Here is a 17,948-nt window from a genome sequence, read left to right on the forward strand (position 1 = left end):
TAACAAGCCGCAGATGTAATAAGGGCTTAAATATGTTTAAAAAAGACATTATGAAGACCTGCCTATTTCAAAAATGCAAGCACTGTAGTCGAAAACTGTACACTTCTGGATGCACTGTTATGATCGCCGGGAACATATTTTAGTTGCGAACCGGGGATAAATTTTTGAAGTTCAGTCTCAGATCCGTTATCATGATCTTCTGTGCCGCAAATGATCATTACCGGAATTTTTACTTTTGACAATTCCTCCTTGCTGGTTGATGGCTGATACTTTTGCTGCAACGCCAGCGCCTGTACATCAAATGCGGGATTGCTATGTATGTATTTCACCATGCCATCTACATCGTGAAAACTGGTATCGCCCATTAAGGCTTTGTAGGCATGTATACGTCTTGGCCATTCGGGGTTGGTATATCCATCGCCCATACCGCCCATCACCAGTTTATGTACCCGTTTATCAAGCACCAATAAACGCGAGGCTATGATAGAACCGCGGGAATATCCAACTATGCTATACTGTTTAATCTTTAGGCTGCTCGCCAGGCCCATTATATCTTTAGCCTCCGCATCGTGGGCATAAGCGGCATCTGTATGCGGTTTATCTGACCGCCCGTTGCCACGCTGATCAAGTATAATTACTTTATACCCCGCGTTAAGCAGATCATTATAAAGAGGGCCTTTTTTCCAACCCTCACCTGTGCCCGAAAAACCATGGATCAGCACTATCGGATACCCATCACCCTTTACTTCATAATAGATCTTTATACCATCAAAAGAGGTGTAATAACTTCCTGTATCTGCCTGCCGCGCATAACTGATTGTATTAATGAGCAACAGCAGCATTAAAGTAAGAGTGCTATACGCAAGCTTTTTCATAGGTTATTATTTTTATTTTACAAATTGATTGATGATCAGCACTCCTATTAAACCAATAACAGAAACCAGCGATTCCATCATCGACCATGATTTAATAGTATCCTTAATACTCAGGTTAAAATATTCCTTATACAACCAAAAACCTGAGTCATTTACATGTGAAAACGCTAAACTACCTGCACCTATTGATAATACCATCAAATTAGGGTTCACATGATTTTGCAGTACTAACGACGATACAATACCCGCAGCGGTTAAACCAGCCACTGTTGCCGAACCCAAACTAATGCGGATGATGGCAGCTATTACCCAGCCCAAAACAAGTGGTGGCAAATTAAACTGCTGTAATTGCGCGGCTATCTGATCGCTTACACCACTGGCGGTAAGTACTTCTTTAAAGGCACCAGAGCCTGCAATTATGAGCAGTATAAGCGCTATATCTTTTACAGCATCTGTAAAATTAACAGCCAGCTCGCTCATGCTCCTGCCCTGCTTTACGCCCAGGGTAAGCGTGGCCACAATAAGAGCGATCAGCATTACTATAGATGGATCACCTAAAAAAGCGACTAATTTTAACAAGCCTGCATCTTTAATACCCAAGTAAGGGAAAAACGCGGTAAGCATTAACAACATCACCGGCAGCAAGGCAGTAAAAAAACTGTTGAAAGCGCCAGGCAGTTTATTTTCGGGTAACTCTTCGGCCCTGAAAGTAGCCAAAGGCTCGGAAGGTATTTTTTTCAGGAAACGGGCAAATACAGGTCCGGCTAAAATGATTGCGGGTATAGCTATCATTAACCCGTAAATAAAGGTGGTGGCCATGTTGGCATGAAACAACATAACCAAAGCCGATGGTGAAGGATGCGGCGGCAAAAAACCGTGCGTTACCGAAAGTGAAGCCAGCATAGGTAAACCAATATACACTGCCGGAAGCTTATATTTATATACCACCGAAAATATAAGCGGCACCATCAGCACAAAGCCAATACCATAAAACAGGGGAATACCTATAATAAAACCCGCAGCTACCAGGGCCCACTGGATATATTTTTGTCCAACGGCATTTACCAGTACCTCTGCTATTTTTTGGGCTGCACCGCTTACTGCTACCAGTTTACCCAGCATGGCGCCGAGGCAAATAATGATAAGCAGCTGCCCCATAATATCGCCCATCCCTTTTTGTACCGATGCGGTAACTTTATTGATAGGGATACCCAGCATAACGCCGGCAGCTATAGATACTAATAAAAATGCTATAAACGGATTGACCTTTGCCCAGCTCACCAGTAAAACAAGCAGAACAATACAGATCAGAATAGTTAATAATGCCATGATGCGAAAAACAATTATACTTAGGTAATGGCCCTATGAATAAAGCCTAAATGTTATACGCCTAAAGTAATAACAATATTTGAGTTTAAGATTTTTATAGATAAAAGCGTTACAAAACTATATGTGTGCAGGTTTCTTTATACAGGCAAGGGCAGCAAAAAGTAAAATTCAGAGCCTTTGCCTTCCTGGCTTTCAACCCCTATTTTACCGTGATGCAGTTTGATGATCTCGGCCGAAAGGTAAAGCCCTATGCCAAATCCTGATGACCCGCGAGTGGTTTCATTATCAACCCTGTAAAAACGCTGAAATATAGTTTGCTGATCTTTAAGTTTTAAGCCAATGCCCTTATCTTTTACGCTTACTTTTAAGTTTCTGCCTTTAACAAGGGTTGTTATGGTTATCGCACTACCTTTTGCTGAGTATTTTATACCATTACTTATCAGGTTATTGAGCACCTGAACTATCTTTTCTTTGTCGGCATTAATATGAATAATCCCGTTACTTTTAAATATAAGATTGTGCCCTTCATCCATAAACAGGTTATCGGCCACAACTTCGGTAATCAGCGCGCTAATGTCAAAGCTTTGTGTATTTAACTGCATTTTGCCCGATTCAATTTTCGACATATCCAGGAAACCATATATCAACCTGGTCATCTTATTGATCTGCTTTTCGCATTTTTCAAGCGCACCTATAAAGAACTGATCATTCGCTTTTTTGGCCTTTGAGGCCAGTATCTGGGTGTAGGCCTTAAGCGAGGTGAGTGGAGTTTTTAATTCATGGCTGGCAATAGCTATAAAATCATTTTTCATAATCTCATCGTGCCGCCGTTCGGTAATATCGTTGGTGGTGCCCAGCATACTCAAAGGTTTATGCTGATCGTCATATATGACTTTGCCTGTTGTCCTGATCCAGTGCGTTGAACCATCGGCCCATACAATACGAGCCTCATATAAATAAACGCCTGTTTTAATCGCTTTCTTAAACGCTTTTAGCGCGATATGTCTGTCTTCGGGATGAATCATATCGCGCAATTGTTTTTCATTGATCTTGTCTTCAGGATCAAGACCAAATATTATAGCAAGCTTGGGCGAATTGATCAGATCATCATCAACCAGGTCAAGGTCCCAGTTACCTATGCCGGTGGCTTCGATAGCCAGGCGCAGCCGTTCTTCTGCATTTTCCAGAAGCTGTCTGGCTACCACCTGTTTAGTTACCTCAGTGGCAACTACCATTACCCCACTTATATTATTGCAATCATCCTTAACCGGTTTATAAACAAAATCAAAATAAAATAGGTTATTGCGTTCATTGCGGTTAAGTAATACTTTGGTTTCGTAACCGTACCGAATACACCCGTTTTCGTAAACATTACGTATACCAGGTTTACAAACTGCAGCTTATCGGCACCTGGTAAAGCAAGCGCAAGCGGCATCCCCATAATATTACAGGGATTACCCCAAAGTTCAAGAATATGCGGGTTGGCCGATTCAATAACAAGATCAGGCCCTTTCAGGAAACTGATTGCCACCGGGGCCTGCGTAATTAAATCATTAATACACTGTACCGCTGATTTATTTTGACCGTTGCTTTCCAAAATTTTGATTAAAACAGAAATATGTTTGATTCAACTTTTTTTTTCAACTCTATACCATAAAATTAATTAAATTTGCACGTTAAATCCCGATAAAGTTTTTTAGCCCAAGCAGTTGCCTTTACATCATTTATATTAGCACAAACATACTTTAGTACCTTTTCGGCCTTTTCACTTTTTAATATTTTATATGTCAAAACGTATTTTAGTATTGGATGATAATCAGGACATATTAGATATTGTTCATGAAACCCTTACCTATGAGCAATTTGAAGTAAAAAGCACCTCAAACAGCCTGGATGTATTGCCACTAATGGATCAATTTACTCCCGATCTGGTGATATTGGATTACCGTGTAGCAGGTACTACCGGAGGCGAAATTTGTAAAAGCATTAAACTTCATCCTAAATTTTGCAACACACCTGTAATTATATTCTCGGCTTATTTAAACAATGATGATCATTTGCTCAATTACGGTTGCGATGGTATTATCAATAAACCTTTTGATTTATCTGAACTGGTAGAAAAGGTGAACAACCTCATATAACCTTACACTTTTACAGTTATAAAAATATAATAATCGTGTTTTCAAAGCAGCTATAGCTAACTGCTATAATTATATGCCTTATTGATATTTTGATAAATAAGTAATAAATATCCCCCCAAACTCATCAATATTACAAATCTGATCAATTACCTATCTTAAAATAGTCAATTAACTAATAATCAACTACACTGATTAAAATAATGATAAGTTTTTTAAATTTGTTATGATAACGGTTTAGGTAGATATTTTTTGACATAATAAATTCTGATCAGGCTATGGTTGTGCAAGCTAACCCAAACGAACCTATAATTGCTCAGTATAAAAAATTACCGGCTTGCCCAAAGTGCAAATCTCAGTTTGATAGTCGGGTACCCAGAAGCCTTTTTGTTAAAACGATACTTTTTTTTCTTCCCCTTAAGCGTTACATGTGTTATAAGTGCCAGCGTAAACATTATCTACTGGGATAAAAAAGAAAAAACAAGGGTCTTTTATTTCCTTTTAGTTAATTAAAACAGACTTTTTAGTATGTTTTTGAATTTCACACTTCATTTTCATGGAAGGTATCGTAATTTGGACCCTTTCATAAATTTCATAGTGGACGACCTAAGTTTAAGTAGCCAAAGAAGAAAAAAATATCACTGCTCCAGATGCGGCGAGCCGTATCACTTCCAGATGCGCAGGAGCTGGTTTACAAAAAACGTACTCTTTTTTTTGAACGTGCGAAAGTATTTTTGTGCCAGGTGTAAAAAATCAAGCCTTGTTTTTATCGATAAAAACGACTTGTAGTTTATTTAAGCCATACACCATTTATACACAATGCATAAGAATGCCCGGTGTATTCTTTTTTTGTCCACTGCAAGCGGCTTTATTATTATTTATCTGAATTTTAAGTACTTGAAAAAAACTGGTACAACAATTGCTTAATTGTACTTGGAACGCTTATTGTTAGTTAAGCGGTTGTTAAGTAGTTAAAAAGATACAATATGACACGGATATTAGCGGTGGATGACGATAAAGACATTCTGGAGGTTTTACAATACATACTTGAAGATTCGGGCTATCAGGTTGAAACACTGGCTAACGGTCAATACATTTTTGATAAAATAAAACAAAACCCGCCCGATTTAATATTGCTTGATATTATGCTGGGCAATTTAGATGGCCGTGATTTGTGCAGAAAAGTTAAAAGTAATATCGATACGCGCAACATCCCTGTAATACTCATATCTGCAAGTCACGATGTATCCCAATCATTAAACCAGATTGGTGCCCCCGATGACTTTATAGCCAAACCTTTTGATATTGATGTATTGTTAGGGAGCATCAGCAGGCAATTGAGTACTGCGGCTTAATCATCGTACAATTACTAATTGATCTTTCTTATTTAAAACTGGCCAGTTCCTTATCTATCTTTTCATTCCATTGCTGTTGGGTAAATGTGTTGGTGCCGTGCCTGGTTTCATCATCATACTGATCCTGCATCACATTCATTTCATGAAAAGATTCCAGGTACTGCACATTAATAGGGCCATCGTAATTATCAACGGTTAACTTCTCAGCCCTCAGTTTTTGTTTAAAACGCTCGGCAATAATTTTAACAATATCAAAATGCCGCTGTTCATGGTTTAAGCTATAATCATTACGGCTATCCGGCTTTACCCAGCAGGCGCTTTTGGGCACATAAGCCTTAACAGCCAATTTCACGTTCACAATTCCTTTAACTACTTCCACCTCTTCGGTATAACCAATACTCGGAAAAACCTCTGCCTCATACTTTCCACCCATAGGTTTGGCCCTAAAATCGTCCCAGCGTAATGGCCTTTTGGCTGAATAATAAATGGTATCGCCCTCGGGCTGCTCAGTATAATCGGTAAAAATTATCCTTGCGCCTTTAGCCAGCTTAATATTAGTATCGGCTTCGCGGTTTATCCAGGTGTTAAAATAAGTCAGGCCGTATTGAAGCGCATGGCGCAATACGGGTTCAACATCGATCATTTGCCCGGCCGGCCGATTATACCCTGCACTTCCGGTATAATCAATCAGGTGAATTTGCTGATCCTCTTTTTGTAAATAAAAGGATAGCGATATTTTCAACTTTCCCTCCACACTTCCTCCTGGCAGTACCGATTCCTCAATCCGCAGTTTCCTGATATGAATAACTACCGGTCTTAATGATCTGTTGGGCGGTAATGCAAAATTTACAAACTGTTTTAATGCCGCTAAAGTGCCTCCTTTAAGGTCGGTAGTGTATGGAGATGCGGGTATTGCACCTGCAGCAGATACAGGCAGCAGCCACGCCACCGCACGTTGATCATCACGATCATCGACAACATTGGCCACGTAAAATTCCTTGGGTATTACAGGCAATTGTTCATTAATTAAAACAATTGGCGCAGTTATTTTTTGTGCCTTTAAAACCTGAGGCAAAACCAACAGCATGATCAGTAATTTACAAACACACTTATACAACCGCCCAAAAACAAAGCCGGCCAAAAGCAATGGTATCATTATAAAATATGTCATACTATATAATGCTTTATCTTCAAATAAATTGCGGCTGTGAACACTATTTAATTAACTTTGGCGCCGCGCCAGCACCATGGTTTATTCAACAATTTTAAAGTTTTCCACACAGATATTGTCTTAAGTATTACCTTCGTTCAATAGAATGTGTTATCCACATTTGTTAATTACTTATGTTAATAGCTCTTTTTCGTTTCGCTAATTTAGCACAATCGTTAGTATGCGCTTTATGATCAAATTTAAATACACCTCCCTGCTAATCCCGGTATTTATCGTTTCAACAGCACATGCCCAGCAAAATCCTTCCACACAAATTTACCGCATATACCATTCGGCTATTGACCTGATGGACAAGGGAAAATTCGTGTCGGCTGCTGAGCAGTTTCGCCAGGTTGAAGCATCCCGAATAAAAACAACTACCCAGCCTCAGTTTGAATCTGAGCTATCAATGGTTAAAGAAAACAGCCAATACTACGAGGCCTTTTGTGCTTTAAATTTAGACAATGACGATGCTGAAAGCATGTTTTTGCGCTTTATTAAAGAGCACCCGGAAAACCCGTTAACCAAACTTGCATACTTCCAGATAGGTAAATCATACTTTAAACAGGGTAAATACCAGGACGCGTTGCGCTGGTTTGATAAAGTAGAAGCCAATGAGCTTAATGGTCATGACAATACCGAATACAAGTTCCGTAAAGCTTATGCCTACTTTTCAACCAACGATTTTAAGAACGCGCAACCGCTTTTTGCAGAGGTAAAAAGCAGGCACTCGGAATTTACTGAAGATGCAACCTATTACTTTGCTTATATAGCTTATCTTAATAAAGACTACCACCTGGCCCTTGCCAACTTCGAGCGCTTAAAAAATTCAAAAAAATACGAAAGCAGCTATCCATACTACATATCGGCAGTTTACTTTTTAGATAAACGTTATGATGATGTTTTAAGCTACGCTGTACCCATTGTAAACAGCACGCACCAGGAGCATGAAACAGAAATGCTGCGCATCATTGCTGCTTCATACTTTGCCAAAGCTAACTATGATAACGCGGTTAAATATTATGATCGTTTTCAACAGCGTGATCAGGGCAAAACTCAAAACACACAGGATAGCTATCAGATAGGTTATACCTATTACAAGGTTGGTAACTATGCCAAGGCCGCTACCGAACTGGAGCGTTTGATAGAGCAAGGTGACGTTTACAGCCAGAGCGGTAATTACACTTTGGGTGATGTTTTCCTGAAAATGAATAACAAGCAAAGCGCACGTAACGCTTTCCTTGCTGCATCAAAACTTACTTATGACAAGCAGCTACAAGAAGATGCGTTGTATGAATATGCTAAACTATCATATGAGCTTGATTTTAACACCGAGGCATTAGCCGCTACCCGCTTATATCTAAAAAATTACCCGCGCTCGCGCCGTAATGACGAAGTGAAAGTATTACTTGGTGAAGAATTATTAAACTCTCGTAATTACAAAGAGGCAGTAGAAATTCTGGAGCCGATACCTAATAAATCGCAAAGTGCGTTAATAGCTTATCAGAAAGTTACCTACTACCGTGGTCTGGAGTTTTACAATGAGCGTGCTTTTGAAAATGCTATCGGTATTTTCCTACGTTCATTAAAAAATCCTATTGATGCCAAAACCCAGGCCCTCACCACCTACTGGATGGCTGAGGCTATGTACGAGGTGCGTAAATACGGTGAATCGGTTGAAAACTTTGAGAAGTTTTTAAGCATGCCCGAAGCCAAAGAAACCGACTTGGGCAATTACGCTAATTATGCACTGGCTTATGCCGCCTTTTATGGCGAACAATACGGAAAAGCCGCCAGCTACTTCGAGAAGTTTTTACGTGGCGATGTAAAGGATAAAAACACCGAAAATGATGCCATAACCAGGCTTGGCGATAGCTATTTTGTATTAAAAAGCTATGGTACGGCTCTTGATTATTATAACCGCATTATTGCCATGCACAATCAGGGCGAAGATTATGCCTTATTTCAGCGCGGTATGATCCAGGGTTTACAAGGCTCGTTAGATACTAAGATCAGCACGTTGAATGATGTGTTAAGCACTTTCCCTAATTCTGACTATTCTGATGATGCATCATTTGAGATAGCCTATACTTACTTCCTGAAAAATGATGGTGACCGGGCTAAAACTGATCTGAATGCCATGATCCAGAAATACCCGAATAGCAGCTACGTACCCCGTGCGCTGGTTACTATCGGTTTAATTGATTACAACGCCAACAATGATGATGCCGCTGTGGAATCATTTAAAAAAGTGGTTCAAAACTACTCTTCAACTGATGAGGCTAAACAGGCGCTTAAGCAAATCGAAAAAATATACACTGATAAGGGTGATGCTCAAACATTCATTACTTATGCTACCAGCACTCCTATCGGTAACTATACAACCTCGCAACAGGAAGATATAATGATCACAGCTGCCAATAATCTGTATTTAAAAGGCGATTGGCAAGGTACCGTAGGTGCTGTGAATGCCTACTTTGATAAATTCCCGAGCAAGCAGATCTACGAAAAGCAGGCCCGATTTATCAGAGCACAGGCATTGGTTAACCTCAACAGATCGCAAGAGGCTGTGGTTGATTATAACGTGATCCTGAACGACTGGACAAGTGCTTATACCGAAAAATCACTGATCAGTATGGCCAAGCTGTACATCTCTCAGAAAAAATACAATGAAGCCATCGTGTTCCTGAAAAAACTGGAAACCAATGCCGAGTTTAAGGAGGATTATTCATTTGCTATCAATAATCTGATGATTTGCTATGCGCAAATGCAAATGCCTGATGATGTGCTTAACTATGTTGAACAAGTACGCGATAACGATAAAGCTGCTCAGGAAGACAAGTTCCGCACCGGCCTTTACGCTGGTAAGGCTTATCTACAAAAAGGCGACACCACAGCTGCCGTTAAGGAATTTAATTACACTGTAACCAACACCAAAACTGTGGCCGCTGCAGAAGCTAAGTATAACGTTGCCAACATTGAATACTTAAAAGGGCATTATAAAACTTCACAAAAAATGTGTTTTGACCTGGCTAAAGACATGCCTAACTATGATTATTGGGTAGCCAAAACTTACATTTTGCTGGCCGATAATTATGTGAGGTTAAAAGATAACTTCCAGGCTAAAGCCACTTTACAAAGTATCATTGATAATTACAAGGGTAAAGATGATATACTGCAAACAGCCAGACAAAAAATGGGCATACTAACCGGTAAGCCTGTAAAACCAGAACCTGTAGTTGATACAACCGCTACTGATTCAACCACAACGGCACCTGCAGATACAACTAAAGCCCCAGGTCAAAACTAAACAGGATGACAAAGAATAAGATGAAAAGACAAGCAATGAACTTAAAATACATATATACGCTGCTTACCTTAATAATAGCATTATACTTTGTTCCTGCACAAGCACAAACAAAGAAACCGGCTAAAAAAGCAACTACTAAAACCGCTGCCAAACCCGCGAAAAAACCGGCAGCCAAAACACCTGCCCCTGCTCCTAAAAAAACAGGCACAACTAAAAAAGCAAGTGGCAATACCTCGTCAAAAAACTTAGGCGATGCAGCCGCAAAGGCAAATCAGGATACAACTAAGAAAGGCGTTGCCAATGGTAATAATCCGGCAAATGGTGGCAGTCTTTCTGAAGAGATCGTTGTTACCACTGCATATAAACCGGTTTTGGCCGATGCGGTAAAAATACGCCGTAACCCCGATCTGGAAGATAAAGTTCCTTATAAAGCTCCGCTGGCGTACGCTCCTTTGGATAAAAGACAGGAACAAAACTCCGAAATCAGGCAGTTAGAGGCCATGAAAAGACCCGCTGAGCAAGATTCTGTATTGCTTAATAATTATGTTAAAGCAGGCTTAGGTAACCTGAAAACACTTTTCGGCGAAGGCTACTTTTCAAATGGCCGCGACCAGGCTTTACAATTAGGTGGCTACATCAAGCATTTTTCGCAATCCGGCTCGTTAGAGAAACAAAGCCAAAGCAGGGATGATGTAGGCGTATTTGGCAAAAGCATTTTAGGAGATAATAACATCAGCGGCCGCATTACCTACAACCGCCTGGGTACTAACTTTTATGGTTACGACCAATCGGTTCCGCCGCCTGCTACTTTTGTACCAGGCAAACAGCACTTTAATACCATTGGTGCCGAAGCTGAACTGGCCAAAAACTACAAGGATGTAGAGAATGATTTTACCTATGCATTAAAGGTAAAAGGTTATGCTTTCAGCAACGCTTATCAGGCCAGGGAAAACAACTTCATCATTTCGGGTTTTATCAACCAAACCGTTAACCAATTTTATGCGGGTTTAAGCGGCTCCATTGATATCAACAGCCAGAAAGATAGTTTGTACAAGATCAATAACAACATTTTAAGATTAAACCCATACATCAAATTTCAGGGTACTAATTACAAGATTGATGCGGGCGTGAACATTGAAAAGGAATTTGGCGACTTCGGTAAATTCTACATCTTCCCTGCCGCTAAAGTAGAAGTTCAGGTTATCCCTAAATATGTACGTTTGTTTATTGAGGCTAAAGGTGATATCAACAGAACCTCTATTCGTGATCTGGCTAACATTAACCCTTTCCTTGGTCAAAACATCAATATCCAAAACTCGGTTGACCGTTTAGATATCAGCGCCGGCTTAAAAGGCACACTGGCACCGGGCCTGAGCTTTAAAGCATCGGTATTCCGCAACAGTGTAAGAAACATGCCGTTACTGGTAAGTAATTTTGATACTGAGGTGAACAAGTTTACCGTGATTTATGACGATGGTAAAGCACGTGTAAATGGCTTTAACGGCGAACTTGACTTTAAAGCCAGTGACGACTTCAATATTTTTGGTCGCGTTGAAGCTAAAGATTACCAGCTTGCTTCTGAAGCACAACCCTGGAACCTGCCTAAGTTTTTGCTAACCGCTGGTACAGCCATCCATATTGATAGCAAACTAAGCATCACCGGTTCATTATTGTTCCGCGGATCGACCAATGATAGGGTTTCGGCCACAACAGCAACGGGCACCTCATTTGTTCAAAAGCCTATTGCTTCCTTTGCTGACCTGAGTGGTGGCGTGGAGTACAAGGCAACCAATAAAATATCGGTGTTTGTACAGGCTAATAACATTTTAAGCACCAGCTATCAAAACTGGTTATATTATCCTAACTACGGATTTAATATCTTTGGCGGCGTTGGCTTTTCGTTTTAAGCCTATGATGTTTTATAATTAACCGTATTTTTAGCAAATGGACATAGCCAATTATTTAAGCGAACTGTTAGACCGACACGGCAAAGTAGGTGTGCCCGGTCTTGGTTACTTTACACAGGTTCGTGTAAATGGCTATTACAGTGATACTGAAAAGCAGTTCTATCCTCCGGGCAATCAGATACAGTTTAGCCCGGAACCGTTTGAAGATGATACCCTGGTTAAACACATTGCCGAAAAGAAGAAGATCTCGCTGGCATCGTCAAAATACTTTACTGAAAAATACATTAATGGTTTAAAGCATGAACTTGCCATAAAGGAGGTTCCCTTTGCCAACCTGGGTTGGTTTTCTGTAAGTCAGGATCAAATAGTATTTAAATCAAATCCTAACCATAAAGACGATCCTGAGTTTTACGGTTTTGCCACCGTAGCGCTTAGAAAACTAAATGACGAGGCAGATAAACCTGAAGAGGTTTTGGAGCAGGAACCTGCTACATTACAAGAAAATATAACTGAACCAGAACCTGTAATTGAACCAGAGATAATACAAGTACCGGCACCAGAACCTGTATACAATCCACCAACAGAATATGATGAGCCTGTACCAGAAGAAAACCCACACTCATCAAATACATGGTTAATTGTACTGCTTGTTATTGTGGTTATAGCTCTTTCTGCTTTCGGCATTTATAAGTATAAACCCGAGTTGTTTGGGCTCAACCGGCAGGTTTCAAAAACTGATACGGTACAACCAAAAGCAGAGCCACAAACCCAGCCGGATAGCACTATTGCGGATACTGCCAAAACGGTAGCTCAGCCATTAGATACACCTTCAAAGGCAATTTCCAGGGCCGATACGCCGTTAAATAAACCTGTGGCCAATACCGATACCGTGGCCAAACCGCAATATGTTATATTTGCCGGTTCATTTAAAACACTGGCAAAAAGCGAACTTGCTGTTCAAAACTATAAAAGCATTGATATTGATGCCCGCTTGTTAAACGGGCCCGGCACAGGCAGGCTTATAAAAGTTGTTATCGGCAGCTTTGCTACTTACCCGGAAGGTGAAGCATTAAGAATTAAATTAGTAAAATCAGGAAAATTAAGAAAAGACTCGTACACGCAAATTATTAACCAAAAGAAATGACGTTATTATTATTACAGCAAATAGCAGATACCGCGAAACATGTAGCTGACACCGCTAACCACCTAACCCAACCCATAACAACACAACCTGAAGAACTACGTTTTGGAGACCTCCTGATAAAAGGTGGTTGGGTAATGGTACCTATTGGTATTTTGGCTGTTTTAGGTTTGGTGATATTTTTTGAACGTTATTTCACTATCCGTAAGGCCTCTAAAAACGAAGCCAACCTGATGGTACAGGTACGTGCCAGCATTCATTCAGGCAATCTGGAATCAGCTATAGCACTTTGCCGCAATAACAATTCGCCGCTTGGCCGTATGTTGCAAAAAGGCCTTTTACGTATAGGCAGACCTATAAAAGATATTGAAGGCGCTATCGAGAACGTGGGTAAACTTGAAGTATCTAAACTGGAAAAAAACATTGGCATTTTGGGCATTGTTGCCGGTATTGCTCCTATGTTTGGTTTCCTGGGAACCATTGCAGGGGTAATCAAGATATTTTATGATATATCAAAAACAGATAACATCAGCATGGGTGTTATATCAGGTGGTTTATATGTAAAAATGGTAACCTCAGCCGCCGGCCTTATGGTGGGTATTGTGGCTTATGTTTGTTACCATATTTTGAATATGATGGTTGATAAAGTAATTTTGAGCCTGGAAACAGACGCTATTGAATTTATTGACCTGTTAGAGGAGCCAAGCAAATGAATTTAAGAAAAAGACACAGAGGTGCATCGGCAGAAGTTCATACATCGGCTATGAACGACATCATGTTCTTCCTGCTTTTGTTTTTCCTCATCGCATCTACAGTTACCAACCCAAATGTTATTAAACTGGTACTGCCTAAATCATCAAGCGGGCAGTCGGTATCAAAAAAAACAATAACGGTATCGGTAACTAAGGATCTCCGGTATTACGTTGATAAAAAGGAAGTACCTGTTGATGGATTACAAGCCACCCTATCGGGCTACAAAACACTGGCAAATGAGCTTACCATTGTTTTATATGTTGATAAAACTGTAGCCATACAGGATGTGGTACAGGTAATGGATATAGCACAAAAATTAAATATAAAACTGGTACTGGCAACAGAACCTAAAGGATAGTTAGGAAGTGCGGAGTATGGGGTGCAAAGAGCCGGTTTAACAGGTTGTAAGTATCCACGCACTCCGCAACTGACTACCCCGCACTAAATATAAAGATGGAATACAGGGAAGAAAATAACTATCCGAAGGCGTTTTTGGCAACAGGCATTATTTTAGCCGTGTTGATAGCGGCTTGCTATTTTATTGTGTTTCAAAATCCACCGAAACAAGAAGAAGGAACCGGGGGCATTTTGGTAAACTACGGTACTGTTGATGAGGGTATGGGAAACGACTACATGAGCACCGAGGAACCTTCAGTTGCCGAAAAGGCAAACAACACCAAACCCGACAAGGTTACTCATGAAAAGCCAACGGAAGATAAGCCCACCCCTCAAAGCAGCGATAAAACGGTAGTGACCCAAAATACAGAGGATGCGCCGGAAGTTGCCGCACCTACCAAAAAGCCATCAAACACGGTAGCTACTCCGGAGCCGGTAAAAACCCAGCCAAAGCCAACTGTAAATCAAAATGCCCTATACAAAGGCAAGGCTACAACCGGTACTGGTGAAGGCGACGGAACCGGCAGTACCCCGGGTAACCAGGGCAAGCCTACCGGTACTACGCTTACCAATAATTATAATGGTACAGGATCTGGCAATGGCGGTAATCTAAACTTATCTGCACGTAATTTTGTCAGCAAGCCAAATGTTGATGACGGTAACCGTTTTACCGGTAAAATTGTAATTGAGATACACGTAGATAAACAGGGAAACGTAACTTATGCCAAGGCAACCCGCGGCACTACCATATCTGATTTCAACCTGATTGAAAAGTGCGAAAATGCCGTTAAAAACTCCAAGATAACCTCGCTTGACACTGCGCCTGATGAACAACAGGGAAATGTGGTATTTGTATTTAAGGTTAATTGATATTCTGTTTGCAGTTTGCAACAGTACACTTGTGGCCTGCTAAAATAGTTTTGCAGTTTGCAGTAGCAAACTATAGCTTTGTTGCTATAAATGCCCACTGCAAACTGAGAAATGAACTACCAGGAAACCATCCAATACCTTTATACCCAGCTTCCGATGTTTACACGTGATGGGGCTTCGGCATTTAAAAAGGACCTTACAAATACCATTGAACTTTGCAAGCGCCTTGGTGACCCGCAGCATAAATTTAAGAGTGTACATATTGGTGGCACCAATGGTAAAGGTTCTACATCGCACATGCTGGCAGCTATTCTGCAAATCGCGGGTTACAAAACCGGCTTATACACTTCGCCACATCTAAAAGATTTTAGGGAACGTATCCGCATCAACGGTCAAATGATCAGCGAGCAAACGGTTATTGATTTTGTTGCCGATCACCATACCGATTTTGATGATATAGCTCCCTCCTTTTTTGAAATGACCGTAGCCCTTGCCTTTGATGTTTTTGCAAAGGAAAAGGTGGATATAGCCATTGTTGAAGTGGGTCTTGGCGGCAGGCTCGATTCAACCAACATCATCACTCCTCTCCTATCTGTTATTACCAATATTGGCTGGGATCATATGAATATGCTGGGTAATACCCTGCAGCTCATAGCTGGCGAAAAGGCGGGTATCATTAAACCCGGCATCCCAGTGATCATTGGCGAAAATCAACCTGAAACAGCGCAGGTTTTTATTGATAAGGCTACAGAACAAGGAAGCGATATTAAATTTGCCTCGGAGGAATGGACTATTGATAATTCAAAAGTCAAAAGTCAAAAGTCAAAAGAACAGTTTGAACATAGTGATTTGACTTTAACTCATCACTCACAACTCACCACTTATTACTTACAGCTTGATCTCACAGGCTCCTATCAGCAAAAAAACGTTAAAACGGTTTTATCAGCCGTTGATGAGTTACGTTTACAGGGTTTTGTGATAACCGATAATCATATAGCAACTGCTTTACGGCAGGTAAAAACCCTAACCGGCTTACATGGTCGCTGGGAGGTTTTAAATACTCAGCCCCTTACCATTTGCGATACCGGCCACAATCCCGACGGTATTGAAGAAGTACTTAAAAATATTGCCGCAGTAAGTTACACAAGGCTCCATTTTGTAATAGGTATGGTTAACGACAAGGATATCACCAAAGTTTTAAACATGCTACCCCAAAATGCTGTTTACTATTTCTGCAAACCCGACATCCCAAGAGGGCTTGATGCAGAGATTTTGAAACAACAGGCAGCAGATCATGGATTACTGGGTGCAGCTTATTCATCGGTAAAATCAGCTCTGTCGGATGCACATGCTAACGCTGCAGATAACGATCTTGTTTTTGTGGGGGGGAGCACTTTTGTAGTAACAGAAGTTGTTTAAATCTGAATTTTCAGAATTAAGGAATTAGCAAAATACTTGTATTTTGTATTGAATAATTAATCAATCAACCGATATTATGATCCTGTTTCAACTATAATTCCGAAAATTCTTAAATCCTGTAAATCCCGATCAATCCTTAACAAAATATTTACTTCTGTTATCTGTATAAAATTCTATTTTTACTTTTCGTAAAACCATTCTAATCCTTCATTTATCATATGACCTACGTACCATCTGCAGACAGATATAAAAAAATGCAATACCGCCGCTGCGGTAATAGCGGCATTAAACTTCCGGCTATTTCATTGGGATTATGGCACAATTTCGGCCACGTTGACGTTACCGAAACCTACCGCAAAATTTTGCACCTGGCTTTTGATAGCGGCATTACCCATTTTGACCTGGCCAACAATTATGGCCCGCCTCCAGGCTCGGCCGAAGAAAATTTTGGTCGTATTTTAAAAGAAGATTTTCGTGGCTACCGCGATGAAATGATCATCTCGAGCAAGGCAGGTTACACCATGTGGGATGGCCCTTACGGCGACTGGGGATCAAAAAAATACCTGGTGGCCAGTTTAGATCAAAGCCTTAAACGTATGGGGCTGGATTATGTGGATATATTTTATCACCACCGCCCCGATCCGGAAACACCGCTTGAAGAAACTATGGCTGCACTTGACCTTATTGTACGCCAGGGTAAAGCTTTATATGCCGGTATTTCTAACTATCCTGCTGATGAAGCAGCAAAAGCTATCGCTATATTGAAAGATCTGGGTACGCCATGCCTTATCCACCAGCCAAAATACTCTATGTTCGTACGCGATCCGGAGGAAGGTTTATTGGATGTATTAGGTAATTCAGGCGTAGGTTGTATTCCGTTTTCGCCACTGGCACAGGGCTTATTAACCAACAAATACCTGCACGGTATTCCTGAAGATTCAAGGGCTGCAAAAGCAACCGGTTTCTTGCAAACCAGCCAGGTCACCGACGAAAAATTGGCTCAGATAAAGCAACTGAATGATCTTGCCTTAAAACGCGGACAAACACTGGCACAAATGGCCCTGGCCTGGTTACTGAAAGATAACCGGGTGACTTCAGTTTTAATTGGAGCAAGCCGTGCCGAACAACTGGCCGATTCATTAAAATCATTAGACAAACTGGAGTTTACTTCAGAAGAACTGAGCCATATACAAAAAATATTGGCTGCTTAATTTATCAATCATTATTAATCATATTTAAAAAAGT

The 17,948-nt window shown here is 40.6% G+C and carries 15 protein-coding genes; 10 read left to right on the forward strand and 5 right to left on the reverse strand.

Going from position 1 to position 17,948, the window contains the following annotated elements:
- Positions 1-62: 62 nt before the first annotated feature.
- The 4 genes from QWZ01_RS13795 to QWZ01_RS13810 form a co-directional block, all read right to left on the reverse strand.
- Positions 63-875: an alpha/beta fold hydrolase gene (locus QWZ01_RS13795; RefSeq protein ID WP_290324071.1), complete on the reverse strand. Its 813-nt coding sequence runs from the start codon at positions 873-875 to the stop codon at positions 63-65.
- A gap of 12 nt (positions 876-887) precedes the next feature.
- A complete protein-coding gene (locus tag QWZ01_RS13800) occupies positions 888-2,204 on the reverse strand; it encodes a gluconate:H+ symporter (protein ID WP_290324073.1) in 1,317 nt (438 codons plus the stop codon).
- Between the two features lie 137 nt (positions 2,205-2,341).
- Complete coding sequence (locus QWZ01_RS13805; RefSeq protein WP_290324076.1) at positions 2,342-3,439, reverse strand: sensor histidine kinase; 1,098 nt, start codon at positions 3,437-3,439, stop codon at positions 2,342-2,344.
- A gap of 8 nt (positions 3,440-3,447) precedes the next feature.
- Positions 3,448-3,801 carry a hypothetical protein gene (locus QWZ01_RS13810; protein ID WP_290324078.1) on the reverse strand — a complete coding sequence of 118 codons (354 nt, stop codon included), beginning with the start codon at positions 3,799-3,801 and terminating at the stop codon, positions 3,448-3,450.
- 187 nt (positions 3,802-3,988) lie between these two features.
- Here QWZ01_RS13810 and QWZ01_RS13815 point away from each other — a divergent pair, with 187 nt between their 5' ends.
- Together QWZ01_RS13815 and QWZ01_RS13820 are read left to right on the forward strand one after the other, a co-directional pair.
- Positions 3,989-4,345, forward strand: coding sequence for a response regulator transcription factor (locus QWZ01_RS13815; RefSeq protein WP_290324080.1), 357 nt, complete (start codon positions 3,989-3,991; stop codon positions 4,343-4,345).
- A 983-nt stretch (positions 4,346-5,328) separates the two neighbouring features.
- Positions 5,329-5,697 (forward strand): response regulator, encoded by a 369-nt coding sequence (locus QWZ01_RS13820; protein WP_290324082.1) that lies wholly within the window; start codon positions 5,329-5,331, stop codon positions 5,695-5,697.
- Positions 5,698-5,725: 28 nt separating this feature from the next.
- On the opposite strand, the gene QWZ01_RS13825 is transcribed toward QWZ01_RS13820, so the two are convergent.
- On the reverse strand, positions 5,726-6,868 hold the full coding sequence (locus QWZ01_RS13825; RefSeq protein ID WP_290324083.1) for a hypothetical protein: 1,143 nt from the start codon (positions 6,866-6,868) through the stop codon (positions 5,726-5,728).
- 229 nt (positions 6,869-7,097) lie between these two features.
- Between QWZ01_RS13825 and QWZ01_RS13830 the strand changes: the two genes are divergently transcribed.
- From QWZ01_RS13830 to mgrA, 8 genes are all read left to right on the forward strand, one after another.
- Positions 7,098-10,217 (forward strand): tetratricopeptide repeat protein, encoded by a 3,120-nt coding sequence (locus QWZ01_RS13830; RefSeq protein ID WP_290324084.1) that lies wholly within the window; start codon positions 7,098-7,100, stop codon positions 10,215-10,217.
- Between the two features lie 5 nt (positions 10,218-10,222).
- Positions 10,223-12,124: a porin family protein gene (locus QWZ01_RS13835; protein ID WP_290324085.1), complete on the forward strand. Its 1,902-nt coding sequence runs from the start codon at positions 10,223-10,225 to the stop codon at positions 12,122-12,124.
- Between the two features lie 37 nt (positions 12,125-12,161).
- A complete protein-coding gene (locus tag QWZ01_RS13840; RefSeq protein ID WP_290324087.1) occupies positions 12,162-13,268 on the forward strand; it encodes an HU domain-containing protein in 1,107 nt (368 codons plus the stop codon).
- Positions 13,265-13,978 (forward strand): MotA/TolQ/ExbB proton channel family protein, encoded by a 714-nt coding sequence (locus QWZ01_RS13845; protein ID WP_290324088.1) that lies wholly within the window; start codon positions 13,265-13,267, stop codon positions 13,976-13,978. Before QWZ01_RS13840 ends, QWZ01_RS13845 begins: the two co-directional genes overlap by 4 nt.
- A complete protein-coding gene (locus QWZ01_RS13850) occupies positions 13,975-14,376 on the forward strand; it encodes an ExbD/TolR family protein (RefSeq protein ID WP_290324090.1) in 402 nt (133 codons plus the stop codon). Before QWZ01_RS13845 ends, QWZ01_RS13850 begins: the two co-directional genes overlap by 4 nt.
- A 95-nt stretch (positions 14,377-14,471) precedes the next feature.
- Complete coding sequence (locus QWZ01_RS13855) at positions 14,472-15,284, forward strand: energy transducer TonB (protein ID WP_290324092.1); 813 nt, start codon at positions 14,472-14,474, stop codon at positions 15,282-15,284.
- A gap of 111 nt (positions 15,285-15,395) precedes the next feature.
- Positions 15,396-16,703 (forward strand): bifunctional folylpolyglutamate synthase/dihydrofolate synthase, encoded by a 1,308-nt coding sequence (locus QWZ01_RS13860; protein ID WP_290324093.1) that lies wholly within the window; start codon positions 15,396-15,398, stop codon positions 16,701-16,703.
- Positions 16,704-16,921: 218 nt separating this feature from the next.
- Positions 16,922-17,914, forward strand: coding sequence for an L-glyceraldehyde 3-phosphate reductase (gene mgrA, locus QWZ01_RS13865; protein ID WP_290324095.1), 993 nt, complete (start codon positions 16,922-16,924; stop codon positions 17,912-17,914).
- Positions 17,915-17,948 lie beyond the last annotated feature (34 nt).

Origin of the sequence: Mucilaginibacter aquaedulcis (assembly GCF_030409325.1) — a bacterium.
GTDB classification, from domain to species: Bacteria; Bacteroidota; Bacteroidia; order Sphingobacteriales; family Sphingobacteriaceae; genus Mucilaginibacter; species Mucilaginibacter aquaedulcis.

What these genes read in the sequence shown, in the direction of transcription:
- QWZ01_RS13795 (WP_290324071.1), bottom strand. Translation starts at nt 875, where the DNA reads ATGAAAAAGCTTGCGTATAGCACTCTTACTTTAATGCTGCTGTTGCTC.
- QWZ01_RS13825 (WP_290324083.1), bottom strand. Translation starts at nt 6,868, where the DNA reads ATGACATATTTTATAATGATACCATTGCTTTTGGCCGGCTTTGTTTTT.
- QWZ01_RS13835 (WP_290324085.1), top strand. Translation starts at nt 10,223, where the DNA reads ATGACAAAGAATAAGATGAAAAGACAAGCAATGAACTTAAAATACATA.
- QWZ01_RS13815 (WP_290324080.1), top strand. Translation starts at nt 3,989, where the DNA reads ATGTCAAAACGTATTTTAGTATTGGATGATAATCAGGACATATTAGAT.
- QWZ01_RS13855 (WP_290324092.1), top strand. Translation starts at nt 14,472, where the DNA reads ATGGAATACAGGGAAGAAAATAACTATCCGAAGGCGTTTTTGGCAACA.
- QWZ01_RS13860 (WP_290324093.1), top strand. Translation starts at nt 15,396, where the DNA reads ATGAACTACCAGGAAACCATCCAATACCTTTATACCCAGCTTCCGATG.
- mgrA (WP_290324095.1), top strand. Translation starts at nt 16,922, where the DNA reads ATGACCTACGTACCATCTGCAGACAGATATAAAAAAATGCAATACCGC.
- QWZ01_RS13840 (WP_290324087.1), top strand. Translation starts at nt 12,162, where the DNA reads ATGGACATAGCCAATTATTTAAGCGAACTGTTAGACCGACACGGCAAA.
- QWZ01_RS13800 (WP_290324073.1), bottom strand. Translation starts at nt 2,204, where the DNA reads ATGGCATTATTAACTATTCTGATCTGTATTGTTCTGCTTGTTTTACTG.
- QWZ01_RS13850 (WP_290324090.1), top strand. Translation starts at nt 13,975, where the DNA reads ATGAATTTAAGAAAAAGACACAGAGGTGCATCGGCAGAAGTTCATACA.
- QWZ01_RS13805 (WP_290324076.1), bottom strand. Translation starts at nt 3,439, where the DNA reads ATGGTAGTTGCCACTGAGGTAACTAAACAGGTGGTAGCCAGACAGCTT.
- QWZ01_RS13820 (WP_290324082.1), top strand. Translation starts at nt 5,329, where the DNA reads ATGACACGGATATTAGCGGTGGATGACGATAAAGACATTCTGGAGGTT.
- QWZ01_RS13845 (WP_290324088.1), top strand. Translation starts at nt 13,265, where the DNA reads ATGACGTTATTATTATTACAGCAAATAGCAGATACCGCGAAACATGTA.
- QWZ01_RS13830 (WP_290324084.1), top strand. Translation starts at nt 7,098, where the DNA reads ATGATCAAATTTAAATACACCTCCCTGCTAATCCCGGTATTTATCGTT.